Origin of the sequence: Brevundimonas sp. TWP3-1-2b1 (genome assembly GCF_049896165.1) — a bacterium.
Taxonomy (GTDB): domain Bacteria; phylum Pseudomonadota; class Alphaproteobacteria; order Caulobacterales; family Caulobacteraceae; genus Brevundimonas; species Brevundimonas subvibrioides_B.
This window is the reverse complement of the sequence record NZ_JAFCTT010000012.1, coordinates 18,362-31,365: the sequence shown is the minus strand read 5'-3', so window position 1 is coordinate 31,365 and position 13,004 is coordinate 18,362. Positions and strand designations below refer to the sequence as shown.

The 13,004-nt window shown below is 66.1% G+C and carries 13 protein-coding genes; 9 read left to right on the top strand and 4 right to left on the bottom strand.

Annotated elements, in window-relative coordinates; genetic code table 11:
* Positions 1-182 precede the first annotated feature (182 nt).
* The 5 genes from ACP7AB_RS12330 to ACP7AB_RS12310 all read left to right on the top strand — a co-directional run bounded on the left by ACP7AB_RS12330 (position 183) and on the right by ACP7AB_RS12310 (position 3,325).
* Positions 183-974 (top strand): hypothetical protein, encoded by a 792-nt coding sequence (locus ACP7AB_RS12330; RefSeq protein WP_425991520.1) that lies wholly within the window; start codon positions 183-185, stop codon positions 972-974.
* A complete protein-coding gene (gene gntA / locus ACP7AB_RS12325; protein ID WP_425991518.1) occupies positions 964-1,668 on the top strand; it encodes a guanitoxin biosynthesis heme-dependent pre-guanitoxin N-hydroxylase GntA in 705 nt (234 codons plus the stop codon). Before ACP7AB_RS12330 ends, gntA begins: the two co-directional genes overlap by 11 nt.
* The gene (locus ACP7AB_RS12320; protein ID WP_425991516.1) at positions 1,658-2,263 is read left to right on the top strand and encodes a DUF1989 domain-containing protein; all 606 of its coding nucleotides are present in this window, start codon (positions 1,658-1,660) and stop codon (positions 2,261-2,263) included. Before gntA ends, ACP7AB_RS12320 begins: the two co-directional genes overlap by 11 nt.
* A complete protein-coding gene (locus ACP7AB_RS12315) occupies positions 2,260-2,631 on the top strand; it encodes a hypothetical protein (protein WP_425991514.1) in 372 nt (123 codons plus the stop codon). Before ACP7AB_RS12320 ends, ACP7AB_RS12315 begins: the two co-directional genes overlap by 4 nt.
* Before the next feature lie 73 nt (positions 2,632-2,704).
* Complete coding sequence (locus ACP7AB_RS12310) at positions 2,705-3,325, top strand: hypothetical protein (protein WP_425991513.1); 621 nt, start codon at positions 2,705-2,707, stop codon at positions 3,323-3,325.
* Between the two features lie 111 nt (positions 3,326-3,436).
* On the opposite strand, the gene mazG is transcribed toward ACP7AB_RS12310, so the two are convergent.
* The gene (mazG, locus tag ACP7AB_RS12305; RefSeq protein WP_425991511.1) at positions 3,437-4,222 is read right to left on the bottom strand and encodes a nucleoside triphosphate pyrophosphohydrolase; all 786 of its coding nucleotides are present in this window, start codon (positions 4,220-4,222) and stop codon (positions 3,437-3,439) included.
* Positions 4,219-5,598, bottom strand: a complete 1,380-nt coding sequence (locus tag ACP7AB_RS12300; protein WP_425991509.1) for an MFS transporter — start codon at positions 5,596-5,598, stop codon at positions 4,219-4,221. Before ACP7AB_RS12300 ends, mazG begins: the two co-directional genes overlap by 4 nt.
* A gap of 124 nt (positions 5,599-5,722) precedes the next feature.
* Between ACP7AB_RS12300 and ACP7AB_RS12295 the strand changes: the two genes are divergently transcribed.
* The 3 genes from ACP7AB_RS12295 to ygiD all read left to right on the top strand — a co-directional run bounded on the left by ACP7AB_RS12295 (position 5,723) and on the right by ygiD (position 7,849).
* Positions 5,723-6,571, top strand: coding sequence for a D-alanyl-D-alanine carboxypeptidase family protein (locus ACP7AB_RS12295; protein ID WP_425991508.1), 849 nt, complete (start codon positions 5,723-5,725; stop codon positions 6,569-6,571).
* The gene (locus ACP7AB_RS12290) at positions 6,535-7,029 is read left to right on the top strand and encodes a hypothetical protein (RefSeq protein WP_425991506.1); all 495 of its coding nucleotides are present in this window, start codon (positions 6,535-6,537) and stop codon (positions 7,027-7,029) included. Before ACP7AB_RS12295 ends, ACP7AB_RS12290 begins: the two co-directional genes overlap by 37 nt.
* 64 nt (positions 7,030-7,093) lie before the next feature.
* The gene (gene ygiD / locus ACP7AB_RS12285; protein ID WP_425991504.1) at positions 7,094-7,849 is read left to right on the top strand and encodes a 4,5-DOPA dioxygenase extradiol; all 756 of its coding nucleotides are present in this window, start codon (positions 7,094-7,096) and stop codon (positions 7,847-7,849) included.
* A gap of 271 nt (positions 7,850-8,120) precedes the next feature.
* Here the strand turns inward: ygiD and ACP7AB_RS12280 are convergent, their stop codons facing one another.
* Together ACP7AB_RS12280 and ACP7AB_RS12275 are read right to left on the bottom strand one after the other, a co-directional pair.
* On the bottom strand, positions 8,121-9,677 hold the full coding sequence (locus ACP7AB_RS12280; protein WP_425991503.1) for an AMP-binding protein: 1,557 nt from the start codon (positions 9,675-9,677) through the stop codon (positions 8,121-8,123).
* 270 nt (positions 9,678-9,947) lie between these two features.
* Positions 9,948-11,528, bottom strand: a complete 1,581-nt coding sequence (locus ACP7AB_RS12275) for a sensor histidine kinase (RefSeq protein WP_425991501.1) — start codon at positions 11,526-11,528, stop codon at positions 9,948-9,950.
* 510 nt (positions 11,529-12,038) lie between these two features.
* Here ACP7AB_RS12275 and lipA point away from each other — a divergent pair.
* Positions 12,039-13,001 carry a lipoyl synthase gene (gene lipA / locus ACP7AB_RS12270; RefSeq protein ID WP_425991499.1) on the top strand — a complete coding sequence of 321 codons (963 nt, stop codon included), beginning with the start codon at positions 12,039-12,041 and terminating at the stop codon, positions 12,999-13,001.
* Positions 13,002-13,004: the final 3 nt, after the last annotated feature.

The following is a 13,004-nucleotide window of genomic DNA, read 5'->3' as shown; positions in this document are numbered from 1 at the left end:
ACGGATGGCTGTCCGATTTCCAATTCTCGAACGGCCGCGTCAGGGTTCGCAAGACGGACATCAACCTCGCGGTCGATGAGAAGCTCATCGCCGAAATCTGGGCCTGGCTCCCTTACCTGAGCGTCCTCTGGCTACGGGCCGTTTGGGCGACGCTCGCTCGGCTGGTCAGGGACGACCGTCGAATGATCTGGTTCGCGCCGGATCGGCCAAGACCCTGGTATCTGGTGCGAGGAGCCGCGCTGTGGGCCGGAATCGGTGTCGCCAGGCGTCAGGCGGACGCCGACATCGAATTCTACTTCGATGATGTGACCGCAGGGGAGGCTCCACTCGGCGGTGAGGCGCTGAATGTGCGGTGCACCGACGTCTCGAAGAGCCACGTCGCCGAAACCTTCGAAGCGGTTTTCGGCTATCCGCTCCGGGTTGACCCGACCACCTGCCAGGGCCCTGTCGTCGAAAAGTCCGAGAAGAACGGCGTCCACGACGGCCGCATCATGGGGTCCGGCGATGCCCCGCGGTCCGACTGCGTTTATCAGCGACTGATCGACACCACGGACGCCGACGGAAGCGCCAACGACCTGAGGACCCTCTGCGTCGGCGGGGTCCCCGTCCTTGTCTGGTTGAAGGTCAAACCGGCCGGCGCCCGGTTCGCGATCCACAATCGCAAGGCCAGCCTGCGAGAGCCTGCCGAGATCTTCAGCCGCGAAGAGTGCGCGCTCATCGGCCAGTTCACCGCACGCATGGGTCTGGACTGGGGTGGACTGGATATCCTGCGTGATCGGGCGGACGGTCGAATCTATATCGTCGACGTCAACAAGACGGACGTCGGTCCGGTCATCGCCTTGTCCTGGCGCGACAAGATGCGGTCGATGGACCGGCTTGGCCCCGCCCTAGAGGGGCTGGTCGCGGCGCGCGGGCGGGTCCGTCAATCGCGTTTTGCGGATCTGCCGGCCGAAGGGCCCGTCCATGCGAGCTGACTCTCTTCCGCTGGGGGACACCGAACTCGACGGGGCGGACAGACTTCGGGCCTTCGTCGCCGACATGGCCTTTCCGTGCGTCGGAGCGAAATCGGCGCTGGCGCGCGGCGGTCTCGTGATCCATCGGGCCCGCGACCTCACATCCGCCTGGGACGACCTTCAGATCTACGCGGCATTGACGGCGTTCGTTGCCCGATATCGGACCGACCCCGTGCCGTTTCAGAGCCTGGCCATCGTTTTTGAGGGCCCCGGGACGCTGGATGAAGCGGCTTTCGAAACCGCCCTGTGGCAGCGCGCGCAGTCGCTTTCGGACAAGGATTTCTGGTTGGGCCAGACGCCGGACCCACGTGTCAGCCTCGATCCGGAGGATCCGGAGTTCGCCCTGAGTTTCGGCGGAGAGGCCTTCTTTCTCGTGGGACTTCACCCGGCCGCCAGCCGGCCGGCCCGCCGCTTCGAGCGCCCGACGATCGTCTTCAACCCGCACGCCCAGTTCCGGAACCTGCGTGAGACGGGTCGCTATGAGCCGATGCGGCGGACCATCTTGAAGCGGGACCTCGCCCTGGCAGGAACCCAGAACCCGATGCTGGCCCGGTTCGGCGAGGTGTCGGAAGCGCGTCAATACAGCGGTCGTGCGGTGGACGCGCACTGGCGTTGCCCGTTCCAGTCCAGGGCGATCCTACCCCATGAGACATGAAATCGCCGCGCGCAGCGGGACAGCGTTCCGGCTCAACAAGGGCGACAGGCTGAAGGTGATCGATCCCCGGGGAGAGCAGGTGTCGGACCTGCTGGCCTTCAACGCCGCTGACACCAATGAGGTGATCTCATCGGGCCGCACGCTGGACTACGCCAGTCGGCTTTTCCTGACGACCGGCGACCCGCTCTATTCGAATCGAAGCCGGGTCATGCTGACCATCGTGGAAGACACGGTCGGTCGCCATGACTTCCTTCTGACGCCGTGTTCGAAAGACACCTTCCGGATCATCTATGGCGATACCGATCCCCATCGGGGCTGTTTCGGCAACCTCGCGGAAGCGCTCCAGCCCTTCGGGATCCTGCCGGACCAGATCCCGACGGCCTTCAATGTCTTCATGAACGTGCGGGTGGATGGCGAGACGGGCGTCCTGACCGTCGCGCCGCCCCTGAGCAAGGCTGGAGACCACATTCTGCTGGAGGCGCAGATGGACCTGATCGTGGCGCTGACGGCGTGCTCCGCGCTTCAGTCGAACAACCACAGCTTCAAACCGATCGAGTTCGAGATTGAAACCGCTCGCGCCGGAGAGGTTTCATGAGCCTGAAATCGGTTGTCCTGACAGCAACCGCCCTGGGTCTGGCGTTGGCTGGGGCATCTGCGCAAGCGCAGGACTCGGCTTTGGCGCCGACCTTCGGAAACACCGTCATATCCACCCACCCGGACGGACGGCAGGCCCGGCTTTGGCTGAGCGCCGACCACACGTTCCGGGCTCAGGGACGTGGCGGCAACCGGTCGAGCGGCGCATGGCGCGTGCGGGGAAGCCGACTATGCCTGTCCCAGCGGCGCCCGATCTCCATACCGTTTTCCTACTGCCATGCGTTCCCCCAGGTGGCCGTGGGTCAGGCGTGGAACGATACGGCTTCGAACGGCGACCATGTCGTCAATCGAATCGTCCGCGGGCAATAGGGAATTCGCCAAGCCTGTGAGCGGGGCGATATCCGCGACCGATTCTGACGCACCGGCATGGCAGCCTCACGCCATGACCTCCGACACTCAACTCAACCCCGCCGACCTCGACGGTCTCGGCGGCGACTATTGGGACCATGCCCGGCGGGAGTATCTCGCGGGCGTGAAGGCGACGACCGTCTGCCAGCGGTACGGCATGTCGCTCAGTTCCTTCCGGCAGCACGCGCGGCTCGGGGGCTGGCGGCGCATGGATCAGCCGGGATGCGAGGCGCCGCCCGAGTTCGGCGAATACCATCCCGACGACACTGTCAGCTTCGCCGACCTGGCCGCCGAGGCCTTCCTCAACATCCGCCGGGCCCTGGGCATGGGCCGGGCGTCCGAGGCCTCGACCTGGATGCGGGTCTACGACAGCCTCGCCGACCGCGCCCGCTCCGAGGTCATGGCCGACCTGCCCGACCTCGCCCCGCCCTTGCTGGAGTCCAGACGCGAACCGCTGAGGCTGGTCGCCGACGGTGACGCGAAAACCAATGATTTGAATGACGTGCCCGAACGTCCCGAGATTTTACTTCAGGAAATGGACTCCTTGCACCCTGTTTTTTCGGAGTTCAATCCGCCCTCAGACTTCCTTCTCCCGGTGGGAGAAGGTGGCTCGCGAAGCGAGACGGATGAGGGTCGGATTTCTCAGTCGGCGTAAGCCGTCGCGGGACGCCGGATACACCCGACCCTCACCCTTTCGCCCGACCGATCGCTGCGCTCCCGGAGGCTCAAGCCCTCTCCCAACGGGAGAGGGATGACGGGAGAGAGATCACATCCGCTCCGCCGCCTTGGCCGCGTCCCACAGACCGTCCATCTCGGCCAGATCCGACTGGTCCGGCGTCCGCCCGTCCTTCGCCAGCTCCGCCTCGATGAAGCCGAACCGGCGCACGAACTTGGCATTGGTCCCGCGCAGGGCGTCCTCGGGCTCGACCCCCAGTTTCCGGGCCAGGTTGGCGACGACGAACAGCAGGTCGCCCATCTCCTCGCGGGCCTTGTCGAGGTCCCCGGCGGCGATCTCGGCCCTCAGCTCGGCCACCTCCTCGTGCAGCTTGTCGAAGACCTCATCCGTGCTGGGCCAGTCGAACCCGACCCGCGCCGCCCGCTTCGTCAGCTTGGCCGCGCGGTGCAGGGCGGGCAGGCCGACGGGCACGTCGTCCAGCACCCCGTGCTGGGCCTTTCCGGCCCGCTCCGCCGCCTTGATGTCCTCCCAGCGCAGCTTCTGGGCCGGGCCCGAGATCTGGGGATCCTCATCGGCGAACACATGGGGATGGCGCCGGACCAGCTTGTCGCACATGGCCTCGGCCACGTCGTCATAGTCGAACAACCCCTGTTCCTCGGCCATCCGCGCGTGGAAGACGACCTGGAACAGCAGGTCGCCGAGCTCGGTCTTCAGCTCCCCCATGTCGCCGCGATCGATGGCGTCGGCGACCTCATAGGCCTCCTCGATCGTATAGGGGGCGATGGTCGCGAAGGTCTGTTCGACGTCCCACGGACAGCCGCCGTCCGGGTCCCGCAGCCGCACCATGATCACCTTCAGCCGGTCCGTCGGGCTCATGCGCCCCCACCTTGATAGAGTGCCCCGTCACGGGCCTCGAGTTCACGCCGGATCTCGTTGTGACGGGCCGGCGTCAGCGGATAGTTCTTCAGCAGCAGGGCCGCGCTGGCCAGCAGCAGGCCGGGCAGGGCGATGAACAGGATCTGGAGCAACAGCAGCGAGCTCCCGCTGTTGCCTCCTGCAGGCGGCACCGCCTGGAATCCGACCCACTGCAGGATCAGATAGGGGATCAGGGCCACGACATGCCCCACCTTGGTCGTCGCCGACAGGATGGAGAACATCAGCCCGGTCCGGTCCACCCCGGTCTCCAGGCGCACCTCGTCGCCCACGTCCGCCATCATGGCCCTGAGCAGGAACAGGCCCGCCGCATAGGGAAGCCCGGCGATGAACATCGCGACGGCCGTCAGGGCGAAGCTGCCGCCGGGCACAAGGGTCGCCCCGACATAGAAGACGGCGAACACCAGACTGGCCACGGCCAGCGCCCTGTCCTTGCCGATCCGCGTCGCCAGCCAGGCCCAGAAGGGCGCCCCGACCAGGCCGGCGACGAAATACAGCAGCATGAACAGCGACGCCTCGGTGTGGCCGTAGCCCTTGATCTGGCCGAAGAAGAAGAACAGCAGCGACCCCGTGATCCCCGGCGCGACGCCCAGAACCACGTCGGCCAGAAGCAGCTTGCGCACCGCGGGCCGCTTGAACAGGTCCAGATAGGCGCGCGGTCCGCCGTGCGGCGCGGCGCCGGCGTTGACCGGCTCCGGCACGACGAACAGGGCCAGGGCTATGGTGACTGGCAGAGCGATCAGGATGGCCCAGCCCATGATCTGCACCCCGTCGGCATAGTCCCCGAGGCCCGTCTGGATCACCACCGTCGGCAGGATCAGGATCAGGATGACCCCGATGATGTTGAACACCTGCCACCAGCCGTAGACCCGGCTGCGCTGGTCGTACTCGGGGGCCAGCACCGAAGCCCAGCCGAGCTGCCCCAGCGTCCCGATCGAGAAGCCGAGGTAGAGGACCAGCAGCCAGGCGAACAGATAGACCGGCCCGGCCCCCGGCTGGACCACCACGAACATCATGAAGGCCGCGAGCATCAGGATCGGGGTCGAGGCGACCATCCAAGGGCGATAGCGACCGAACCGGGTCTTCGTCCGGTCCATGGCCCAGCCGATCAACGGGTCGAAGGTGATGTCGATCAGGCGGACCGCCATGAACACCGCCGCCACGACGCCCAGTTCCAGCCCCACATGGGTCGCGTAGAACTCCGGCAAGGTGACCGGCAGGGCCACGCCGAACGCCGCCAGCGGCAGGCAGACCGACGAGAAGGCCGCGAGGACGCCGTTGCTGCGCCTCGGCGTCGTGGGGGCGATGGCGTCGGACATGCAGGGTTCCAGCGGCGTCGCCTTGAGTCGGCGCACGGTCTCACCATGCCAGTTTTGATCGCACCGGGAGAGGGGCCTTGCTTGCGCCGCAACGGTGAGGCTTCCTCTCTCCATGCGCGTGGGGATGGCGGGACTAATCGTGGCGGCGGCCCTGGCCTGGGGCCTGCCCGACGCCGCCTCGGCCCAGGGGCGATGCGAGACCCAGCGCGGCCAGTGGGCCGATCAGGCGGTCGCCAACGCCATCTCTCTTTATTCGCTGGAGTGGACCCCGTTCGGGGCGACCGAATGGGGATGGGGGACCTATCTTCCCCTGCTCCAGAAGGAGATCGGCACCGGCTGCGAGCCGGGCACGGCCGACTTCGCCGCAGCCCTGGCGGCCTTCCAGACCCGCTATGGCCTTGCCGCCACCGGCGTCTTCGACCAGGCGACTTTCACCGTGCTGAAGGGGGTGCTGCAGGAACGGCGGCCGTTCGTGATGGCGCGGGTCCGCGATGAATGCCCCGATCCGCCGCCGCTGCGCGAGCTCGGCTATCTCGAGGCGCCGGAGGAGCATGCCGACCGGCTGACCCGGCTCTTGAGGCGCGACGTGCTGGCCTCCTACCGCCGCATGGTCGCCGCCGCCCGCGCCGAGGTTCCCGAGGTCCGCAATGATCCGGAGTTGCTGCAGATCTTCTCCGGCTTCCGCGATCCCGAGGCCGACGCGGCCCGTTGCGCGACGGAACGCAACTGTGACGGGCTCAGGCGGGCGGTTTGTTCGCCGCACAGGACCGGCACGGCTGTCGATCTCTATGTCGGCCAGTTGCTCGGCATGGGCGTCGACTCGACCAATCCGGCGAGCCGCCAGCATATGACCCAGGGGGCGACCTATCGCTGGCTGGTCCGGAACGCCGGCCGGTTCGGCTTCGTGCCCTATCTCTACGAGCCCTGGCATTGGGAGTGGATCGGCGCCTCGGCGAGCTACGGTACGCCGTGATCCGGGGGCTGACCGAGGCGGAGCGGAGACTGGCCCGAGGCGAGTTCGCGGACGCGCTCGACTTCGACAGCATCCGGCTCCTGCGGACGCCGTGGCCGTTCGATCGGGCGTTTGTTCCGGGGCGCTGGTTCGGGCGGGACTGGATCCTGTGGCCGGGCCGGAGCCTGCCAGGAGATTTCGCCGTCGCGCCAGTCGCGCTCCAGGCCGTGCTGATCCACGAACTGGTCCATGTCTGGCAGGCCCAGGCGGGGGTGAACCTGCTGGCCGCAAAGATCAGGGCTGGGGACGGCCCCTCGGCCTATGCCTACCCCGAGGCGCCCTGCGGCTGGGACGCGCTGAACATCGAACAGCAGGCCATGGCGGTGGAGCATCGCTTCCGGGCGGCCAGGGGCCACAGGGTGCCCGACGAGGCATCGCTCTACGCAGGCCTTTGTCCGATCGGCAAGGCGAGGGCTTGAACGGCGGGCGGAGATCGCCACATCTGCTACTGTAGTTGTTTCAATAAGCAGGAAGCCCGTCGTCATGCGCCAGCCCGCCGTCTTCTTTGGCCACGGTTCGCCGATGAACGCCCTGGGCGGCGCCTATGCCGACGCCTGGCGCGCGGTCGGTACGGCCATCGGCAAGCCGAAGGGCGTGGTCATGGTCTCCGCCCATTGGGAAACGCAGGGACTGGCTGTGACCGCGCAAGAGCGACCTGAAACCTTACATGATTTCGGTAATTTCGGCCCGGAACTGCATGCGATGCAGTATCCGGCGCCGGGGTCGCCGGAGCTGGCGCGGCGTGTCGCCGAGCTGGTCGGCGCCCAGCCCGTCAACACGTGGGGGCTGGATCACGGAACCTGGTCGGTGCTGACCCATGTCTGGCCCGAGGCCGATGTGCCGGTCGTGCAGTTGTCGCTCAATCGCGACCTGACGGCGCGCCAGCACTACGAACTGGCGAAAGGACTGAAGCCCCTGCGCGACGAGGGCTATGTCATCGCGGGCAGCGGCGACTTCGTCCACAACCTGCGCACCTGGAAGCGGGACGGCGGCGACGCCTGGCCTTGGGCGACCCGCTTCAACGCGGCGGTCAAGTCGGCCTTCGAACGCGGCGACCATGACGCCCTGATCGACTGGGTCGATCTGGCCGAGGACGCGCAACTGAGCGTGCCGACCGATGAACACTATCTGCCGCTGCTCTACGTCGCCGCCCAGGCCGAACCGGGCGAGCCGGTCGCCTTCTTCAACGACGTGATCGAGGGCGGCTCGATCTCGATGACCGGCGTGCGGATCGGCTGATCCTTATCCGTGCACCCCTGCGAAGGCCGGGGTGCACGGTGAGAGGGTGGATTGTCCGGACGAAAAACACCCTGACAAGACGGACAAACCGACTAGGCACCTGTGCAAATTCAATCGCTTGTCGCGTCTCGGTGAGTCCGGCCGACTCGATTATGCGAAGCCTGACCCAATCCCTGCTCTGGTTGTCAAAGACCCGATCGACACATGGTGGTCGGCAATCGGCCTCGCAGGACCCGAAGAGGAAAATATTCTTAGGCCGAGACCTGGCCGATCAGGCCGCCTCGGCCAGATCGACCAGCGACTGGATCGCGACATAGTCCGTCTTGCCGGTTCCGAGCACCGGCAGTTCGCGCACCCTGACGATCTTCTTGGGCACGGCCAGTTCCGGCGCGCCGTGTTCGCGCGCCCATTCGGCGATCTTGCCGACGTCGGCGTCGCTGCGCTCGGTGACCAGGACCAGTTTCTCGCCCTTGCGGCTGTCGGCGATCGAGATGACGGCGTGGCGTTGCTCGGGCCAGACAGACTGGACCAGACCCTCCACCGCGCTCAGGGAGACCATCTCGCCGCCGATCTTGGCGAACCGCTTCACCCGGCCGAGGATGGCGATATAGCCCTCCTCGTCGATGTCGACGATGTCGCCGGTGTCGTGCCAGCCGCCCGCCAGCGGGTCGATCTTCGTCGGATCTTCAGGCGACATATAGCCGGCCATGACGTTCGGGCCGCGCAGGAACAGGCGTTTGCCCTCGGTGATGCCTTCGACCGCCTCCAGCCGCGCCTCCATGCCCGGCAGCAGCTGGCCGACGGTGCCGGGGCGATTGCGACCGGGGTGGTTCACCGCGACCACGGGGGCGGCTTCGGTCGCGCCGTAGCCCTCCAGCAGCTTCACCCCGCCGAACTTGGTGTTGAACAGGTGATGGGTCTCGTCGCGGACCCGTTCGGCGCCGGCGACCACGAACTGCAGGGTGCGGAAATCGTCGGGCGAAGCCACGCGCGCCCACTGGTTCAGGAAGGTGTCCGTCGCGAACAGGATCGACGCCTTCACCTCGGCCAGCAGGGCGACTATCTGTTTGCCGTGCAGCGGGGAGGGGTACTGGAAGGTCTTCAGACCGTTCAGGATGGGCAGGATGACGCCCCCGGTCAGGCCGAAGCAGTGGAAGGTCGGCAGGGGATTGAACATCACCCAGTTCGGATCGAGCGGTATGTGGGCATTCACCTGACGCGCGTTGGCGACGAGGTTCTTCTGGCTCAACAGCACCCCCTTGGGGGCGCCGAAACTGCCCGAGGTGAACAGGACCACGCCCGGATCGTCGGGTTGGGTCTCGACGCGGAAGCGTTTGGGCATCAGGCCGGCCATCAGGCCGAACAGCTTGTCCTGCAGGCCGATGCTCTCGCGCACGTCGTCCAGCCAGACGATCTCGGCGACCGCGCCCAACTGGGCGATCAGGTCCTCGAGTTTGGCCTGTTCGACGAAGCGATGGGCGCAGAGGATCTTCCTGACCCCGGCCGCCTCGATCGCCGCCTTCAGGTTCCGCTGGCCGGAGGTGAAGTTCAGCATCACCGGCACCCGCCCGAAGGCATGCAGGCCGAAGAAGGTCACGACCACGCCCATCGACGACGGCAGCAGGATGCCGACCCGCTCGGCCGGCTGGGTCATGGCCGCGATCTTGCGCCCGAGAACGAAGGCCGCCCGGATCAGGCCGGTGTAGGTGAGGGGCTTGCGGTCCTGGTCCTCCAGGATTTCCTTGTCGCCGTAGCGGGCGCGTGCGGCGATCAGGGCGTCGAACAGGGATTCGTCGCCTGCCGATGGGTCGAGGCCGGGCCTAAACAATACGCGTCTCCTCCGGAGGGCATTGTCGCCGCCCCCTCGCTGTCAGGCGCGCAAACTAGTTAAGCGCCGCGACGATGAAAAGATGCGTTACGCGGCGTGAGGTTTTGGCGCGGCAGGTGTCGGCCTGAATGTTTCACGGGCGCCGATCCCACGCTCGGGCCAACTTCCGCTTTCGACCCGTTACGGACCCTCAGCCCCCGCCCCATCGCCGTCACAGGCGATAATCACGCAGTTCATGGGGCAGACGCCAGTCAATCAAACGGAAGCCTTTTAGTTCGTGCTCGCAGCGACAGGCAGCCTCACCACGAAAGAGGCTCCTCCTTGCGGCGGCGATTCCACTCCAACTGTTCCGCCGGCCTGGGCGATGGCTCCGGCGACTTGGGCCAAGCCAAGGCCGGTGCCCGCCCCGGCCGGTTTGGTGGTGACGAAGGGTTCAAACAGGCGGTCGCGGACGGCCGGAGGAATGCCAGGGCCATTGTCCGTGACAGTGATCTCCACAACGTCACCCAGGCGTTGTGCTGTAATTTCCAGTCGACCGTTGCCCCCCATCGAGTCTCGGGCATTTAGGGCGAGGTTGAGCAAGGCCATCTCCATCTGGTCGCGATTGGCCACGATCGAAACGGGTGAATTCGGTGGGGTGAGCACCAGGACGATTGCACCGCCCACAGACTGCCGCAGTAGTTCGCTGACGCCATCCAGGAGACTGGACACCTCAAGGGCCGCCAGCTTACCCCCGCCGTCGCGGGCGAAACTCAGCAACTGGTTCGACAACTTGCTCCCGCGGTTCGCGGCATCCAGCGCCATGCCAGCCCTACGAGCCACGTCAGGTCCGGCTTCGGCCTTCCGGATGCGCTCCAGATTGGCGATGATCACCGTCAGCAGGTTGTTAAAGTCGTGAGCCACGGTACTCGCGAACCCGCCGATAGCCTCGCTTTTCTGCAGGCGCAGCATCTGCTCATCCGTCCGTCGCCGGGCGGCCATGTCCTTGACGACGTGGGCGATGATCCCGGCGGCCGCCAGCAGCGCCAGAAATGCGCCGCCGACCAAGGTGACGAAAAGCCAGAGACGCGGCGTGTCGATGAGGGTGCGGTTGACAGCCACGTGGGCAGACCAACCATTGATTGGGGAGACCACATAGGCGCTGTAGTTCTTCAGACCCTCGTAGGTCCGTCCGCGGTAGAGGCCTCGCCCGCCCCGCGCCAGCGCCTCGCGGACATAGGAGGTCGCGGGGGTGCCGACGCGGCCTTGAAAATCAAGCGATCTGCCCACGAAATCGCCGTCGGCATCGACCAGGGCCGCGACCGACCCGGGCCTACGGGATTTCAACAGATCGGCTTGGAAAATTTCTGGTTTGGCTAAGCCGACCAAGGAGTATCCCGGCAGGCGGCGGATGGGGTGACGCAGGACAACGCATGGGCATCCGTCACCAGCGCGTATAATGGCCGGCCTTGTGTCGACACTGATCAGTCGCGGCAGGGATGCGCGAGCGGCGGCGGGACGGGTATCCATCATGACACGGCCGGTCGCGTTCTCAATCACCAGCAGCGTGGTCAGGCTGGGACTGAGTTCCAGAACATCGTGCGCTCGCTGCGTGGCTGAGTCCCAGTCGCGATCAGCCAGCGACCCGGCAGTCGAATATGTTCCGAGGATGCCATCGTAAAAAGCGAGGCGATTGTCAGCGCCGCCAACTATGTCGGCGGCCGTGATGAGTGCTTCGTCCTCGACGCGCGATTGCGCGCTCAGCAGCCCGATGGTCAGCGTCCAAGCCAACAGAATGAGCGCAGGCAGGAAAAGGACCCCACTGACCAGGATCCAAAGCCTCTGCCTGGAATCTCGCTTAACCTGCGGCATCCGACAATCGTTTCCCGCGCTGCCGTGTCGGCAGATGGTTAGCGCTGACGAGGACAATCCTCGCCGCCTTGGCGACAGTCAGGTTTCGCTACACCGCCAAGCCTTAATGACCTCGACGCGTCTCAACTTCTTGCCATCGGAACCCCACCGTACGTGGCTCTCTCCGGTACGTTCAGACAACCATGCCCATTCCGCATAGTCATGATGTGCAGTCGGGCGTCAACTTCAACATCAACTGGCATCGAGACGGCTCCGCCGTCGCCGTTTGGCCTACGGCCGCTGAGCGAAGGACCAGCTTTGACGCAGGCGATCCATCGACCTGACGACCTCCCGCCGGAGAGGGGGCAACTTCCGATCACCACCCTGAACAACCGTTGAGCGAGTCTGTTCAAGGGCGGGTCCATCTTGGTCAGTCGGACGCCCTCGCACACCGTCACAGGCCGTGACTTGCCTTCCGGAGGCGGAACGACGACATACCCTGTTCAAGTTCCTGGAGCCCGACCCGCCTCGATGGTCACCCTCATCGACACCCTGACGCGCAAATCGTCAGACCTGCGTCATCCGGAAAAGCAGAACCGGCCCGAGACGGCCGTGCTGAAGAAGCCCGACTGGCTGCGGGTCAAGGCGCCGGGATCGGGCCAGTACAACGCCACGAAGGAGATCGTCCGCTCCAAGGGGCTGGTGACCGTCTGCGAGGAGGCGGCCTGTCCCAACATCGGCGAGTGCTGGAGCCAGAAGCACGCCACCCTGATGATCATGGGCGACACCTGCACGCGGGCCTGCGCCTTCTGCAACGTCAAGACGGGCCTGCCCCAGCCGCTCGATCCGGAAGAGCCGGGCAAGGTCGGGCTGGCCGTGTCGCAACTGGGCCTGAATCACGTGGTGATCACCTCGGTGGACCGCGACGACGTCTCGGACGGCGGTGCAGCCCATTTCGCCGAGGTGGTGCGCCAGATCCGCCTGCAGGCGCCGAACACCACGATCGAGATCCTGACGCCCGACTTCCTGCGCAAGGACGGCGCGGCCGAGGTGGTGATCGATTCGACGCCCGACGTGTTCAACCACAACCTCGAAACCGTGCCGCGGCTGTATCTGAAGATCCGGCCCGGGGCGCGCTACTTCCACTCCCTGCGCCTGCTGCAGATGGTTAAGGAGCGCGACCCCAACCAGTTCACCAAGTCCGGCATCATGGTCGGTCTGGGCGAGACCAAGGAGGAGGTCATGCAGGTGATGGACGACATGCGCTCCGCCGGCGTCGACTTCATCACCATCGGCCAGTACCTGCAGCCGACGCGCAAACACGCCGCCATCGACCGGTTCGTCACGCCCGAGGAGTTCAAGGCCTATGAGGCGATCGCGCGGGCCAAGGGCTTCCTGATGGTGTCGTCATCCCCGCTGACGCGCTCGTCGCACCACGCCGGGGACGACTTCGCCCGGCTGAAGGCGGCGCGTCTGGCGCAAACGGGACGCTGACGA

Excerpts from the sequence above, each read along its gene's own strand:
- ACP7AB_RS12320 (WP_425991516.1), top strand. The coding sequence starts at position 1,658 with ATGAGACATGAAATCGCCGCGCGCAGCGGGACAGCGTTCCGGCTCAAC.
- ygiD (WP_425991504.1), top strand. The coding sequence starts at position 7,094 with ATGCGCCAGCCCGCCGTCTTCTTTGGCCACGGTTCGCCGATGAACGCC.
- mazG (WP_425991511.1), bottom strand. The coding sequence starts at position 4,222 with ATGAGCCCGACGGACCGGCTGAAGGTGATCATGGTGCGGCTGCGGGAC.
- gntA (WP_425991518.1), top strand. The coding sequence starts at position 964 with ATGCGAGCTGACTCTCTTCCGCTGGGGGACACCGAACTCGACGGGGCG.
- lipA (WP_425991499.1), top strand. The coding sequence starts at position 12,039 with ATGGTCACCCTCATCGACACCCTGACGCGCAAATCGTCAGACCTGCGT.
- ACP7AB_RS12295 (WP_425991508.1), top strand. The coding sequence starts at position 5,723 with ATGGCGGGACTAATCGTGGCGGCGGCCCTGGCCTGGGGCCTGCCCGAC.
- ACP7AB_RS12315 (WP_425991514.1), top strand. The coding sequence starts at position 2,260 with ATGAGCCTGAAATCGGTTGTCCTGACAGCAACCGCCCTGGGTCTGGCG.
- ACP7AB_RS12330 (WP_425991520.1), top strand. The coding sequence starts at position 183 with ATGATCTGGTTCGCGCCGGATCGGCCAAGACCCTGGTATCTGGTGCGA.
- ACP7AB_RS12310 (WP_425991513.1), top strand. The coding sequence starts at position 2,705 with ATGACCTCCGACACTCAACTCAACCCCGCCGACCTCGACGGTCTCGGC.
- ACP7AB_RS12275 (WP_425991501.1), bottom strand. The coding sequence starts at position 11,528 with ATGCCGCAGGTTAAGCGAGATTCCAGGCAGAGGCTTTGGATCCTGGTC.
- ACP7AB_RS12300 (WP_425991509.1), bottom strand. The coding sequence starts at position 5,598 with ATGTCCGACGCCATCGCCCCCACGACGCCGAGGCGCAGCAACGGCGTC.